A 12,655-nucleotide genomic window follows, 5' to 3' on the forward strand; every position below is an offset into this window, starting at 1 on the left:
CCGATAGATACAGCAAAGGGCAGGATTATGATCCTGCCCTTTGTATTTGAATATCAGTGTGGCCGACGTTTTTACGAGGCCGCGGAACCGCCTTCTTCTTCCGGCAATTGATGTTTCATCAAAACCGGCACCTGCGCCATGCCAAAGACCATGGTGATCGGCATAATTCCCCAGACCTTGAAGGCCACCCAGGTATCGGTCGAAAAATTGCGCCAGACGAATTCATTCACCACGGCAAGAAACACAAAAAAGAACGCCCAACGCCAGGTAAGAATGCGCCACCCTTCGTCGGTTGCCTTGAACGCGCTTTCAAGAACCAGTTTCAGGAACAGCTTCCGCGCCATCAAACCGCCAAACAGGATGGCCGCGAACAACAGGTTCACAATTGTCGGCTTGATCTTGATGAACAGATCGTCATCGAGATACAGCGTCAACCCGCCAAAGACGATCACAAAAACCCCGCCGATCAACGGCATAACCGGAATGGTTCGGGCAATCACATAGGACGTAATCAGCGCAACAACCGTTGCTGCCACAAATACGGCCGTTGCCGTCATCAGATTGGTCGTCGCATTGACCCCGAAGAAAAGGATCAACGGCCCCATTTCCAGGGCCATTTTGGTAAGCTGGTTCATTAAAAGCACTTCACTTCATGAATTGAATTTGCGCCATCCTAGGGGGCCAAGACAATCGATGCAATCACATCAACCGTGATCCGGCTCCCAATTGTCCCTGTAACCATGAAACATAGTCGTGATTGCCACGACCCAATGGAATTTCAAGAATGCAGGGCACCTCATAGGGATGATGTTCTTCAACCCATTTGGCCAGAAACTGGGCCTTGTTTCGTGATGTTTTCAGAAGCACGACCAGTTCGCTTTCTTCTTCAACATCGCCATTCCATTCATAAATCGCCGTAATCTGGGGCAAAACATTTGCACAAGCAGCAAGCTTTTCACGGATCGCACCCCCGGCGATGACGCGTGCGATTTCCATGTCCGGTACAGTGACATAAAGAAACGACATTTCACTGTCCTGAAATCCGGCTTCTGTCATTGCGATTGCTCCATGGTTGATAATCCGTCACACTGGATAACAGACGATGTTTATGACACCAATCATATCATAACGGTGCGGGGAGTACCGATGACGGGGAAAAAACATTCGAAACCCACCGACGTACAACTTGAATGGCTTCGCCGTGGCTTAAGCCAACCTGGTGGTAAATTGCCGCTATTTGATGGCAACGGCAAACAAATCAGCGAAAAAACTGTCCGCAGCTGCATTGAACATGGCTGGGCGGCCCCATGGTTTGACAACCCTGTCAAACCCGATTGGCTGATTTGCAAACTGACCGATGAAGGACGCCGGGTCGCAAGCGCCATCAGCGACAATTAAACCGACCACGGTCATTTGCATCCCATCACCAAAGCATACTGATCCGATCATCCGGGCACGGGGTATCAATATATACCCCGTTCACAACATGCATGTTCATCATGACCTTGCTCAGAACTCTGCCGGTTTTCCTGACCATCCTGATATGTTGCGCCCTGCCCAGCCCGTTACAGGCAAATGAGGCTGATGACGCCGACCCGTGGCAAATCTGGAAGCGGGATGGTGTGCACGCCCTGATGCGCCATGCGGTCGCCCCGGGAACCGGTGATCCGGTCGATTTCCACATTGGCGATTGCAGCACACAACGAAACCTTGATCAAACCGGTCGCGATCAGGCCCGCGAAACCGGCCGTAAAATCAGGGAAATGGGGATCAGGATTGATTTGGTGCTAAGCAGTGAATGGTGCCGATGTGTCGATACGGCGACATTGCTGGACCTGGGCCCGGTCAGCAAGAAGCCATCACTGAATTCATTCTTCCGCGATCGCAGCACAGAAAGCGTGCAAACCCGCCAAATAACCGATTTGTTGTCGGAACTGCCGCCGGGCACCAAAACACTGTTGGTAACACATCAGGTCAACATCACGGCCCTGACCGGAATATATCCCCGATCAGGTGAAATCATTCTGATCAGGCCGACGGAAAACGGCAAAATAGAAACACTTGCCCGTCTGATGCCATAACCGGATCAAGCGACCATTTGTGATCAAATTTCTGTTGGGAAGATATTGGTCGGAGCGAGAGGATTCGAACCTCCGACCCCCTGCACCCCATGCAGGTGCGCTACCAGGCTGCGCCACGCTCCGACCGTATAGATGCGCTCTGTGGCGCGGCTCGATAAATAGCGGCGCCACGCCAAAGACGCAAATGATTTTTACGGATTTTTTTTGACTTCCTGCAGGCTCGCCCGAAGGATGCCTTGCAGCTCTTGCAATTCACCCAGAACGCTTTGCAGTGCCGATTTATCAATCGATGCGTCAGCAGTACCAGACGCCACACCGCCAGCAACATGGGCGGATGTGCTTTGCTGTTCGGCTTCGGAAGCACTGACCGTAATTTCAGACGGCAACTTGCCTTTGTTCTGATCAAGAAGCTTCTGGACACCTTTGATGGTGAAACCCTGATCATGAAGCAGCGAGCGGATATTTGCCAGAAAGTCGATATCTTCCGGACGGTAATAACGACGCCCACCAGCACGTTTCATCGGCTGGATCTGTGGAAACTTGGATTCCCAGAATCTCAGCACGTGCTGTTGAAGACCAAGCTCCTTCGCGGCCTCGCTAATTGTGCGAAAAGCAGAGTCAGACTTTGCTGAACGGCGGGTTGATCCCGCCGCAGCCCCCAAGTTCGTTTTCATGAGTTCTTTTTCTTAAGCGTTAATTCTGGCTTTCAGAACCTGTGACGGCCGGAAAACAAGCACCTTCCGCGGAAGAATCGGTACTTCTTCGCCCGTTTTCGGGTTCCGACCGATACGCTGTCCTTTCTGACGAACAGAGAAGCTCCCGAACGAGGAAATCTTCACTACTTCGTCTTTGATCAGCGCCGTCGAAATTTCATCAAGAACGGTTTCGAGTAGCTGGGCGGACTCGTTCCGCGACAGACCTACTTCCTGGTAAACGGCTTCTGCGAGATCCGCACGGGTAATCGTTGTTTCCGACATATCAGGCCGCCTCCTTATTACGGGACTTTATACACAAGGCTATATCTGGTGGCGAAATCAGTCAATATCAACAGGATACACTGCTTTGCGGCGGAATGTTGTGATTTTTGCGGAAATGCCGTGTTTTTCCGCCCCAAAGCTGCAATCCGATCGCGGGGTTTTACCAGCGGACCAGCGAAGCACCCCAGGTAAATCCGCCGCCCATTGCTTCAAGGATCACGATGTCGCCGCGCTGGATACGACCGTCATGGACTGCCTCGGACAGCGCAAGCGGGATCGATGCCGCCGATGTATTGGCATGCCGGTCAACGGTGACAACAACCTTGTCAGGCGAAATACCGAATTTTTTGGCCGTACTGTCAAGAATACGACGGTTGGCCTGATGGGGAACCAGCCAGTCAATTTCAGATGCATCAATTCCGGTATCAGCAAGAACTTCGCGAATAACACCGGCAAGATTGGTCACCGCATGACGGAAGACTTCCTTGCCTTCCATGCGCAGATGCCCGACGGTCTGCGTCGCAGACGGACCGCCATCGACATACAGCAATTCGTATTTGCTGCCATCGGAATGCAGACGGCTGGCAAGGATCCCCTGGTCATCGATGGTCCCTGCCCCTTCGACAGCCTGGACAACGACGGCACCGGCACCATCACCGAACAACACACAGGTCCGGCGGTCTTCCCAGTCAAGGATGCGCGAAAAGGTTTCTGCACCGATGACAAGCGCGGTTTTGGCCTGTCCGTTGCGGATATACATATCCGCCGTCGTCAAACCATAGACAAAGCCCGAACATACTGCCTGCACGTCAAAGGCAAAGCCCGTAACGCCAAGACGGTTCTGAACCTTGGTTGCGGTTGCCGGAAATGTGTTGTCCGGGGTCGCCGTCGCGACAATGATCAGGTCGATGTCTTCGGCGGTTACACCGGCATGATCCATTGCCTTGATGGCTGCTTCATAGGCAAGATCGCTGGTGGTTTCACCATCGGCCGCAATGTGGCGCTGACGGATGCCGGTACGCGCCACAATCCATTCATCAGACGTATCGACGCGCTTTGCCAGATCATCATTGGTTACAACATTTGCAGGAAGGTATGAGCCGCAACCAATAATGCGAGAACGAACTGTCATGATTTGGGGACCGCCAGTTATCTTGATGTTTTGGTGAGTTTATCAGTCGGCTTGACCAGCCGGAACTGCGACTTCCTGCTCGACGTTTTCCAGTCCGGTCATCGCCTGTTCAAAAGCTGCAAGTTCATCTTTGATGCTGTCATTGAGCTTGTTGACGATAAGGTCATGACAAACGCCAATGGCATTGGAAAAGCCGAGAGCATCGGTGCCGCCATGACTTTTCACAGCAATACCGTTAAGCCCAAGCAGCATCGCGCCGTTATAACGTCGCGGATCCATACGGTCGCGGAAACGCTGCAACGAGCGGCGGGCCAACAAATAGCCGACCTTCGCAAAGAAGGAGCTTTTGAATGTTTCACGCAGGAAATGCACCAGAAGACGGGCGGTACCTTCGGCGGTTTTAAGCGCCACGTTACCGGTAAAGCCGTCGGTGACAATCACATCAACCGTGCCCTTGGCAAGGTCATCGCCTTCGACAAAGCCTTCAAAACGGATTGGCAGATCGATATCGCGCAGGATCGCGGCCGCCTTTTTGACAGACTCGTTACCCTTAAGTTCTTCGATCCCGACATTGAGCAAACCGACCGACGGTTTTTCAAGGCCGAACAAAATGCGGGTAAACACTTCGCCCATCAGTGCAAATTGCACGAGGTTGTTTTCGTCGCATTCAATATTGGCACCCAGATCCAGCATGACGGTCTCGCCACGCTGGGTCGGCATGTATGTCGCGATTGCCGGGCGGTCGATGCCGCGGACGGTTTTCAGCACAAACTTGGCCATGGCCATCAGGGCACCGGTGTTTCCGGCAGACACGACACCTTGCGCGTCCCCTTCTTTCACGGCGTTGATGGCAAGACGCATACTGGAATCACGGCGCTGGCGCAGGGCGACAGAAGGCTTGTCTTCCATCGAGACTTCCTGCGATGCGTGGCGAACCTCGCTTACGGCTTCCAATGCAGGATATTTCGCAAGCATCGGCTTGAGCCGTGCTTCATCACCAAACATCAGAAACTTGAGATGGGGCAGCCGTTTAAGTGCGATTTCAGCACCTGCTATGACCATCTCTGGCGCGTGGTCTCCTCCCATCGCGTCAAGTGATATGCAAACCTGTTCAGGCAACGTATTCTCTTATGGTTGTTCTAAAATTTCTGAACCGGATATCCGGCAGGTCAGCCATATGGCTAAGCACGGTCAACTGGTGGCCGGAACGCCCGTAATTACCGGAATTCTCGACCAGATACAAGGTAAAGCCGAGCCAGTTATACAGACCATCCCCTCTTTGCGCACCGCCATAGTGCCGGCCAAAAGTGAAATGCCGGTAAATACCGGCATATTCAAGCACCCTAATTCTCAGGCTTTTGGCCGTTTGCAGCCGTCAATTTTTCTTTTCAAGCTTGTCTTTAAGACCGGCAAGCTGTGCAAACGGGTTCGGACGTTTTTCTTCGTCAGCTTCTTCTTCGGTTTTGACCGCTGCTGGCAGCTCCGCACCTTCCTTGCGCGGATACGGGTTCATGGCAACGGCCAGAAACTGTGCCACGACCTCGCCCAGATCGATTTTGCCATCGACCAACGGTTCCGGCTGATCAAGCAACGCCATCAGTTCTTCTTCTGACAGGTCTTCCAGATCATCCGGATCAGACGGCAAATCGTCTTCGGATACATGCGGTGAAAACAGAACTTCAATGGTGTCTTCGACCAGTTCAGGAACCGGTTCGAGCGTCGCAACGCAATTCTGTACGATTTCGGCCGTCATCGGTCCGCGCACAGTAACTTCGCCATTCGACGCGGTACTGATCGTCAATTCCGCCTTCAGGCTGTCAATGGACACAAGCTCGAAACGCTTGGCCAGTGCGGCGCGTTCCTTTTCATTGGCTTCGATCGCCAGCTTTTCTTTCGCGCTTACCTGTTCGTCCGTTTTGACGATACGCGAAAATTCGGGTGCGAAGGTATCAGGCATCAGGTCTTTCTTTCTATTACGGGGCAGTCACGGCAAGTTTGGGCGCATCTGGAAAATGCACAACACCGCGCTGCAAATCTAAAATAGGCTGTTTGGCAAGGGACGCCAGTGCATCATGCACATAGCCGACCATCGCCATAAGCTGTTCATCGGACACCTCGGTGTCCGCATAAAGGTTGCGGTTCAATGCGGCGGCGAGTTCAGCCGCGCCAGATTGAACTCCTTCCTCATAGGCAACGATCCGACCATGATAGGATTCTGACATCTTGCGGATCCTTTTGAGGATTCCGACATCGCCAATGCCCATCTCGCGCATGTTCTGATCAAGATCGGCAAACATCACATCAAAGATGTTCTGTGCCAGATCCTTGTCCCCTTCGTCGGCTTTCAAACGACGAAACAGAACAAATGCATGGACCAGAATCAGGTCAAACCGTCCCTCCATCGTGTCGGGAACGCCCAGCTTTGCATAAAAGTCCGGCTGGCGTGCCTGGGTTACCATTGCGGTGTAAAGTTCAAAGGCAGCAGTTTGCTTGCGGTCTTTTTTCTTAAGCCATCCAAACAACAGTAACACTCCTTCGTTGACATTCCTGTCATGGCACGCAGAATGCCGTAAATCTTTTTCGGGTCATCTCTGCCCCGATCATTGCCCGGCAATATCATGCGCCTAGCGCAGAAACTCAAGGCAATTCCGGTTAGGTTTCAACAAGAGGGTCGCTCTGGTGAGCTTCATGCATAACAAAATTACCCGCTTTCCCCTGATCATGCTGGCAGGATTAGCTGTTGTCTATGTCTCGGCATGCAGCCCGCGGATCGCCACACGCGGCAACGCACCGGACCCAGAACTGCTTGAACAGATCTCGGTGGGAGAATCGACCAAGGGTGATGTCACCGATATTCTTGGCTCTCCGTCCACGATTGCCGCCTTTGACGAAAATGTCTGGCTTTATATTTCCAGAACGACCGAAACAGTCGCCTTTTTCGAGCCGGAAACCGTCGAACAGAAAGTGATCCTGATCAGCTTTGACGCCGCCAACCGTGTCGAAATCCTGAGCCAGTATGATCTTGAAGACGGCAAGCCTGTCATTCCGACCGACCGGGTAACTCCAACTGCCGGTCGTGAAATAACGATCCTTCAGCAGCTGTTTGGCAACCTTGGCCGGTTCAGTGAAAACAAGTAGAATCTGATCAGCAACGTTTGGTCGTTGCCACCCTATTTGAAATGGTCGAACCCGCCCGGTGCGAGTTCGGCCATTTTACCATCCAGCCCCCGCACAAGAACCTCGCCAACCTGATCGGTCACCGACCCGATAACCGTGACCTGATCCCCCAGGGCCGCGATGTCATTCTCCGCCCCGGTAATCAGCAATTCATAGTCGTCACCGCCCCCGAGAATCTGGTTCCAGCGTGACGGATCGGATGCCACGACAGCCCGTGCCGCATCCGAAAGCGGAATATCTTTCAGTTCAAAGACCATACCGACCTTTGACGGGCCGCAAATCTTGCGGCAATCACCGGCAAGCCCGTCAGACAGGTCCATGGCGGCAATACGGGTTTCAAGGCCCAGACAAGCCTTTGCCACATCCAGCCGCGGCCGAGGCACCCAGTAACGGTCCTTAAGGAAATCTTCCATAGCTGGGGCAACGCCCTTCAAATCACCGCTTAAGACCGACAATCCCAGTGCAGCATCGCCAAGTGTTCCGGATACTGCAATAACATCGCCCGGGCGCGCCTGATCGCGGCGAAGCGCCCTGCCCGCTGGAACATAGCCAAATGCGGTTAAACTGAAAAATGTCGGGCCGGGTGTGCCAACGGTATCACCGCCAAGCAACGACACGTCATAAGACGCACAATCCTGGCCAAAACTTTTGGCAAACCGGGAAATCCAGTCTTCGGATACGTCGCGATTATACCCTGTGGTCAAAACAACCCCGCCGGGTCTCGCCCCCATCGCGGCAAGGTCAGACAGGTTCACACGCAATACCTTTTGCGCGATCGTTTCCGGGGTGTCGATGATTCGGAAATGGACATCGGCCACCAGTGCGTCAGTCGTCACAACGACTTCGTGCCCGGCCGGCGGCGAAAAAACGGCCGCATCGTCCAAAAGCGACAATGCGGCCGGGTCCCGTTGCGCAATAGGCGCAAAGTGCCGCGCGATCAGATCAAATTCGCCAGATCGCGCCGCCATATCAATTCTGCCCGGCTTCACCAGGACGCAGGTTCTTGCCAATACGGTCAAGCACAGCATTCACGAGCTTGGGTTCGTTTTCGTCAAAGAACGAATGTGCCGCATCGACATATTCGGTGATCACCACCCGCATCGGAACGTCTTCACGCGCCATCAGCTCATAGGTGCCCGCACGCAGGATGCTGCGCAGGACGGTTTCAAGGCGCTTGGTGGTCCAGCCTTTTTCAAGCGCACCGTCAATCAGCGCGTCAATATCGATCATCCGCGCAGCCACACCCTGCACGAGATCGGCAAAGAAACCGCGATCCGGATCGATCAGGTCTTCATTGCTGACATCAAGGTCGCGTCCACCGTCACCATCAAGGCGGAAGTCGGAATATTCGCGCACGATGTCGATGGCCGAAAGTTGGGACAATTCGGCCTGATAAAGCGCCTGAATTGCGGCGAAACGCGCTGCGCTGCGCCGCTGGGCGGCTGATGCATTTGGTTTATCGGTCATTACTTGTGATGTATTCCAAAATGGTTTTGAACTTCGATCTGGCGCAGAACAGCATTGGCAGCTTCGCCGCCCTTGTTCTTTTCGTCCGCCTTGGCCCGTGCCAGCGCCTGTGCCTCATTTTCAACGGTCAGAATACCGTTGCCAATCGCAAGATTGTAATCAAGGCAAAGCTGCATCAGTGCACGGTTGGCTTCTTCGCAGATGTGATCATAGTGTGTCGTCTCGCCGCGGATAACGCAACCAAGTGCAAGATACCCGTCATAGCGCGGCCCGGTTGCCAATTCTTCCATCGACTGGACGGCATAGCGGATCGCAATCGGCACCTCGAACGCACCAGACACCGAAATACGGTCCCACGTAGCACCACCGGCTTCCAGAGTCGCAGCAGCCCCTTTGACAAGGTCTTCAACGATATGCGTGTAATATGGCGCATCCACAATCAGAATGTGGGGGGCATTGGTCATGGTTTTATTCCTCCGAGACGACAAGCGGACGCTGATCAACCAGATTTAGGCCGAAGCCGTCAAGTCCTACAATGTGGCGTTTGGTATTTGAAAGCAGAATCATGTCGCGAATGCCCAGATCATGCAAGATTTGCGCACCAACACCATAATCACGCAAATCCGCATCACCGGTTGCCTCGGCAAGTTCCTGACGCAGGGATTCGCCATCGCCGCCATTAAGCTCGATCAGTTTGGCAATCGATGATGACAGCGTGTTTGGCCGCGGCTCACGGATCAGAACAACAACACCGCGCCCCTCCTCGCCAATCTGGCGCATGGCAGCGGCCAGTTGCCCGTGATGCCCGGTCTGGGTATCGCCAAGAACGTCTTCAAGAACATTTAGCGCATGCACACGGGTCAAAACGGGTGCCGGATCGCTGATGTCGCCCTTTACCAGCGCGATATGTTCGGCATAGGTGACGTTGTTGACATAAAGATGCATATCAAATTCGCCGCCATTCACACTTTGGATTTTGGTCGTCGCCTTGCGCTGAACAACTTTTTCATGTTTGCGGCGATAGCGGATCAGATCGGCAATCTGCGCGATTTTAAGTCCATGCTTCTTGGCGAATTCCACCAGTTCCGGCAAACGCGCCATTTCGCCATTTTCGCTCATGATTTCGCAAATCACGCCTGACGGGTTCAGCCCGGCAAGACGCGCGATATCAACCGATGCCTCGGTATGACCGGCGCGAACCAGAACACCGCCCGGACGCGCACGCAGCGGGAATACATGCCCCGGCGTCACGATATCATGGCGCCCGGCATTCGGATCGATGGCAACTGCAACCGTCCGCGCACGATCGGGTGCCGAAATGCCGGTGGTAACCCCGGTCTTTGCTTCGATCGAGACGGTAAATGCCGTTTCATGGCGAGTGCCGTTATGGGCACTCATCATGGTCAGGCCAAGCTCGTCACACCGTTCAGATTCCAAGGTCAGACAAATCAGACCGCGGCCGTGGGTCGCCATGAAATTGATGGCATCGGGTGTTGCCATCTGTGCCGGAATGACAAGATCGCCTTCATTTTCACGATCTTCGTCATCGACCAGAATGAACATCCGGCCATTGCGGGCTTCTTCAATGACTTCTTCAATTGGCGAAAGATATTGATGCGACATGTATGATCAATCCTTACCCAGCATGCGCGCGACATAGCGTGCAAGCATATCGATTTCGAAATTGATCCGGTCACCCGGCTGTTTCGAACCCAGGGTCGTATACGTTTGCGTATGTGGTATCAGATTGATACCAAATGTGTTTCCGTCAACCTCATTGACGGTCAAAGAAACACCTTCAAGGGTCACAGAGCCCTTGGACGCGATATATTTTGAAAATTCTTCGGGCACCTCAAAAGTCAGACGCAAAGAATCGCCTTCCGGAATGCGTTTGGTCAGGGTTGCAACACCGTCCACATGCCCCGAGACGATATGACCACCCAACTCATCACCGACACGGGTCGCCTGTTCAAGGTTCACCTTTGCTCCGACCGTCAGGTCCCCCAACGTGGTGCGGTCAAGGCTTTCGGCCGATGCCTCGATCGCGAACCAGTCATCACCGGTCTCAATCACGGTCATGCACGCACCGTTACATGCGATCGACGCCCCAAGCACAATCTTCGACGTATCAAAAGATGTCGTGAATTCAAACCGGGTATCGCCGGTTTTCTTGATTGCGCGCACCGTCGCGATATCGGTAATGATGCCAGTAAACATGCAATTATCCCGTTTTATAATCGTAAGTTACCGCGATATCTTCACCCAGAACACAAACAGATGTACGGGTAAAGCGCGGCATATCAACAAGCCGTTCAACACCAAGTTCGGCGATCATTGCCTTGCCATCATCCCCCAACAGGGCTGGTGCAACAAAATGCACGATACGATCAACGCATTGCGCAGTGATCAGCCCTGCGGCCAAGGCCCCGCCACTTTCGACAAGCACCCTGGTCAGTCCGGCATCGCCAAGCTTTTGCATGACGTCATGTAGGTCCAAATGATCGCCGTCGCATCCGGCTTCGATCACTTTTACCGAAGTTTTTTCAAACTTTTCCGATAGTTCGGCAAATTTTGCGCCGGATGTCACGACCCAGGTGGCAACCTCGGATGCCGTCCGGATCAGTTTCGCGGTTTCGGGGACCTCGCCCCGGCGGTCCAGAATAACCCTTACCGGTGATTGATGGGCGCGCCCCGGCAACCGACAGGTCAGCGTCGGGTCATCTGCAATAACCGTTTTCGCCCCAACCAGAATGGCATCGTGATTGGCCCGTAACAGGTGTCCGTGTTCGCGTGCCGCGTCGCCGGTGATCCATTGACTTTCACCAAACCGGGTTGCCGATCGTGCATCCATGGTGGCGGCAAGCTTCAAGGTCACAAATGGCCTTTTGCGCTCTACCCGCGACAGGAAACCTTCATTGATTTTTCTGGCTTGGTCGCAAAACAGACCGACATCCACGAAAATACCCGCGCCGCGCAGCATCGCATGCCCCCGCCCCGAAACACGATCATCCGGATCGGTCAATGCACTGACCACACGGGTAACACCGGCTTCAATCAGGCCGGCCGCACAAGGGGGAGATTTTCCGAAATGGCTACAGGGTTCAAGCGTGACATAGGCCGTCGCCCCGCGGGCCCGATCACCGGCCATATCCAGGGCAACGCGTTCGGCATGAGGACGCCCACCGGGCCTGGTATGGCCACGGCCGACAATCACGCCGTCTGCTGAAACAAGGACGCAACCGACGGACGGGTTCGGCCAGACATTTCCCAAACCGCGTTTTGACAGGCTCAATGCGACCCGCATGAAATGCCGGTCGTCTTCGCTAAACGCGGGGGGTGCCATTACTCTGCGTCCGCCTCTTCTTCCCCGTCATTCATCTTTTCCACGAATTGTTCGAAGTCGCGTGCTTCGCGGAAATTCTTGTAGACCGAAGCGTAACGCACATAGGCAACCTGATCGAGGGCATTCAACGCCTCCATCACCATTTCACCAATGGTATCGGTTGAAATGTCGCTTTCCCCGCTGCTTTCAAGGCGTCGCTGAATACCATTCAAGGCCTTCTCGACGCGCTCGTCTTCAATCGGACGCTTGCGGCAAGCAAGAAAGATCGACCGCGCCAGTTTGTCGCGGTCGAACAATTCGCGTTGCCCGTCCGTTTTGACCACCATCAATTCACGCAACTGCACACGTTCAAACGTTGTGAAGCGCGATCCGCAAGCCGGGCAGAACCGACGACGACGAATGGCATGATGCTCTTCTGTCGGGCGGGAATCCTTGACCTGGGTATCAGTATGTCCGCAAAACGGGCAACGCATTATCT

19 protein-coding genes and 1 tRNA gene are annotated in these 12,655 nt (G+C 53.9%); 3 read left to right on the top strand and 17 right to left on the bottom strand.

Going from position 1 to position 12,655, the window contains the following annotated elements; all coding sequences use genetic code 11:
• Positions 1-71: 71 nt before the first annotated feature.
• Together WA429_RS12685 and cutA are read right to left on the bottom strand one after the other, a co-directional pair.
• A complete protein-coding gene (locus WA429_RS12685) occupies positions 72-635 on the bottom strand; it encodes a septation protein A (RefSeq protein ID WP_068519033.1) in 564 nt (187 codons plus the stop codon).
• Between the two features lie 64 nt (positions 636-699).
• Positions 700-1,056: a divalent-cation tolerance protein CutA gene (gene cutA, locus WA429_RS12690; protein ID WP_287465009.1), complete on the bottom strand. Its 357-nt coding sequence runs from the start codon at positions 1,054-1,056 to the stop codon at positions 700-702.
• A gap of 12 nt (positions 1,057-1,068) precedes the next feature.
• Here cutA and WA429_RS12695 point away from each other — a divergent pair, with 12 nt between their 5' ends.
• Both WA429_RS12695 and WA429_RS12700 read left to right on the top strand, forming a co-directional pair.
• Positions 1,069-1,398, top strand: coding sequence for a hypothetical protein (locus WA429_RS12695; RefSeq protein WP_318271663.1), 330 nt, complete (start codon positions 1,069-1,071; stop codon positions 1,396-1,398).
• Between the two features lie 101 nt (positions 1,399-1,499).
• Positions 1,500-2,081: a histidine phosphatase family protein gene (locus tag WA429_RS12700; RefSeq protein ID WP_233433031.1), complete on the top strand. Its 582-nt coding sequence runs from the start codon at positions 1,500-1,502 to the stop codon at positions 2,079-2,081.
• A gap of 46 nt (positions 2,082-2,127) precedes the next feature.
• Here the strand turns inward: WA429_RS12700 and WA429_RS12705 are convergent.
• The 8 genes from WA429_RS12705 to WA429_RS12740 form a co-directional block, all read right to left on the bottom strand.
• A tRNA-Pro gene (locus WA429_RS12705) sits at positions 2,128-2,204 on the bottom strand.
• Between the two features lie 68 nt (positions 2,205-2,272).
• Positions 2,273-2,755, bottom strand: coding sequence for a MerR family transcriptional regulator (locus WA429_RS12710; protein ID WP_287465007.1), 483 nt, complete (start codon positions 2,753-2,755; stop codon positions 2,273-2,275).
• Positions 2,756-2,767: 12 nt separating this feature from the next.
• Positions 2,768-3,058: an integration host factor subunit alpha gene (locus WA429_RS12715; protein WP_033069712.1), complete on the bottom strand. Its 291-nt coding sequence runs from the start codon at positions 3,056-3,058 to the stop codon at positions 2,768-2,770.
• Between the two features lie 160 nt (positions 3,059-3,218).
• Positions 3,219-4,190 (bottom strand): beta-ketoacyl-ACP synthase III, encoded by a 972-nt coding sequence (locus tag WA429_RS12720; protein WP_114113285.1) that lies wholly within the window; start codon positions 4,188-4,190, stop codon positions 3,219-3,221.
• Between the two features lie 42 nt (positions 4,191-4,232).
• Positions 4,233-5,309, bottom strand: a complete 1,077-nt coding sequence (plsX, locus tag WA429_RS12725) for a phosphate acyltransferase PlsX (RefSeq protein WP_206927638.1) — start codon at positions 5,307-5,309, stop codon at positions 4,233-4,235.
• The gene (locus WA429_RS12730) at positions 5,302-5,532 is read right to left on the bottom strand and encodes a hypothetical protein (RefSeq protein WP_147250622.1); all 231 of its coding nucleotides are present in this window, start codon (positions 5,530-5,532) and stop codon (positions 5,302-5,304) included. The genes plsX and WA429_RS12730 overlap by 8 nt, the downstream gene beginning before the upstream one ends.
• A gap of 33 nt (positions 5,533-5,565) precedes the next feature.
• Complete coding sequence (locus WA429_RS12735; protein WP_068519028.1) at positions 5,566-6,147, bottom strand: YceD family protein; 582 nt, start codon at positions 6,145-6,147, stop codon at positions 5,566-5,568.
• Between the two features lie 16 nt (positions 6,148-6,163).
• Positions 6,164-6,712 (bottom strand): ubiquinol-cytochrome C chaperone family protein, encoded by a 549-nt coding sequence (locus WA429_RS12740; RefSeq protein ID WP_101246460.1) that lies wholly within the window; start codon positions 6,710-6,712, stop codon positions 6,164-6,166.
• A 166-nt stretch (positions 6,713-6,878) separates the two neighbouring features.
• Here WA429_RS12740 and WA429_RS12745 point away from each other — a divergent pair, with 166 nt between their 5' ends.
• Entirely contained in the window at positions 6,879-7,328 is a 450-nt protein-coding gene (locus WA429_RS12745; RefSeq protein ID WP_068519026.1) for an outer membrane protein assembly factor BamE, read from the top strand.
• A gap of 32 nt (positions 7,329-7,360) precedes the next feature.
• On the opposite strand, the gene thiL is transcribed toward WA429_RS12745, so the two are convergent.
• The 7 genes from thiL to nrdR are packed head-to-tail and all read right to left on the bottom strand — an operon-like array spanning position 7,361 to position 12,650.
• On the bottom strand, positions 7,361-8,335 hold the full coding sequence (thiL, locus tag WA429_RS12750; protein WP_287465005.1) for a thiamine-phosphate kinase: 975 nt from the start codon (positions 8,333-8,335) through the stop codon (positions 7,361-7,363).
• Between the two features lies 1 nt (position 8,336).
• A complete protein-coding gene (gene nusB / locus WA429_RS12755; protein WP_287465004.1) occupies positions 8,337-8,834 on the bottom strand; it encodes a transcription antitermination factor NusB in 498 nt (165 codons plus the stop codon).
• Positions 8,834-9,298 carry a 6,7-dimethyl-8-ribityllumazine synthase gene (gene ribH / locus WA429_RS12760; protein WP_068519023.1) on the bottom strand — a complete coding sequence of 155 codons (465 nt, stop codon included), beginning with the start codon at positions 9,296-9,298 and terminating at the stop codon, positions 8,834-8,836. Before ribH ends, nusB begins: the two co-directional genes overlap by 1 nt.
• A gap of 4 nt (positions 9,299-9,302) precedes the next feature.
• Positions 9,303-10,457, bottom strand: a complete 1,155-nt coding sequence (ribB, locus tag WA429_RS12765; RefSeq protein WP_068519022.1) for a 3,4-dihydroxy-2-butanone-4-phosphate synthase — start codon at positions 10,455-10,457, stop codon at positions 9,303-9,305.
• 6 nt (positions 10,458-10,463) lie between these two features.
• The gene (locus tag WA429_RS12770) at positions 10,464-11,051 is read right to left on the bottom strand and encodes a riboflavin synthase (protein ID WP_287465003.1); all 588 of its coding nucleotides are present in this window, start codon (positions 11,049-11,051) and stop codon (positions 10,464-10,466) included.
• Positions 11,052-11,055: 4 nt separating this feature from the next.
• The gene (gene ribD, locus WA429_RS12775) at positions 11,056-12,177 is read right to left on the bottom strand and encodes a bifunctional diaminohydroxyphosphoribosylaminopyrimidine deaminase/5-amino-6-(5-phosphoribosylamino)uracil reductase RibD (RefSeq protein ID WP_287465002.1); all 1,122 of its coding nucleotides are present in this window, start codon (positions 12,175-12,177) and stop codon (positions 11,056-11,058) included.
• On the bottom strand, positions 12,177-12,650 hold the full coding sequence (nrdR, locus tag WA429_RS12780) for a transcriptional regulator NrdR (protein ID WP_068519019.1): 474 nt from the start codon (positions 12,648-12,650) through the stop codon (positions 12,177-12,179). Before nrdR ends, ribD begins: the two co-directional genes overlap by 1 nt.
• Between the last annotated feature and the right edge of the window lie 5 nt (positions 12,651-12,655).

Source organism: Thalassospira sp. CH_XMU1420-2, from assembly GCF_037029325.1.
In the GTDB taxonomy this organism is placed as follows: Bacteria; Pseudomonadota; Alphaproteobacteria; order Rhodospirillales; family Thalassospiraceae; genus Thalassospira; species Thalassospira povalilytica.

Coding starts and splice junctions, on each gene's coding strand:
- WA429_RS12685 (WP_068519033.1), bottom strand. CDS start 635: ATGAACCAGCTTACCAAAATGGCCCTGGAAATGGGGCCGTTGATCCTT.
- cutA (WP_287465009.1), bottom strand. CDS start 1,056: ATGACAGAAGCCGGATTTCAGGACAGTGAAATGTCGTTTCTTTATGTC.
- WA429_RS12695 (WP_318271663.1), top strand. CDS start 1,069: ATGGTTGATAATCCGTCACACTGGATAACAGACGATGTTTATGACACC.
- WA429_RS12700 (WP_233433031.1), top strand. CDS start 1,500: ATGACCTTGCTCAGAACTCTGCCGGTTTTCCTGACCATCCTGATATGT.
- WA429_RS12710 (WP_287465007.1), bottom strand. CDS start 2,755: ATGAAAACGAACTTGGGGGCTGCGGCGGGATCAACCCGCCGTTCAGCA.
- WA429_RS12715 (WP_033069712.1), bottom strand. CDS start 3,058: ATGTCGGAAACAACGATTACCCGTGCGGATCTCGCAGAAGCCGTTTAC.
- WA429_RS12720 (WP_114113285.1), bottom strand. CDS start 4,190: ATGACAGTTCGTTCTCGCATTATTGGTTGCGGCTCATACCTTCCTGCA.
- WA429_RS12735 (WP_068519028.1), bottom strand. CDS start 6,147: ATGCCTGATACCTTCGCACCCGAATTTTCGCGTATCGTCAAAACGGAC.
- WA429_RS12745 (WP_068519026.1), top strand. CDS start 6,879: ATGCATAACAAAATTACCCGCTTTCCCCTGATCATGCTGGCAGGATTA.
- thiL (WP_287465005.1), bottom strand. CDS start 8,335: ATGGCGGCGCGATCTGGCGAATTTGATCTGATCGCGCGGCACTTTGCG.
- nusB (WP_287465004.1), bottom strand. CDS start 8,834: ATGACCGATAAACCAAATGCATCAGCCGCCCAGCGGCGCAGCGCAGCG.
- ribH (WP_068519023.1), bottom strand. CDS start 9,298: ATGACCAATGCCCCCCACATTCTGATTGTGGATGCGCCATATTACACG.
- ribB (WP_068519022.1), bottom strand. CDS start 10,457: ATGTCGCATCAATATCTTTCGCCAATTGAAGAAGTCATTGAAGAAGCC.
- WA429_RS12770 (WP_287465003.1), bottom strand. CDS start 11,051: ATGTTTACTGGCATCATTACCGATATCGCGACGGTGCGCGCAATCAAG.
- ribD (WP_287465002.1), bottom strand. CDS start 12,177: ATGGCACCCCCCGCGTTTAGCGAAGACGACCGGCATTTCATGCGGGTC.
- nrdR (WP_068519019.1), bottom strand. CDS start 12,650: ATGCGTTGCCCGTTTTGCGGACATACTGATACCCAGGTCAAGGATTCC.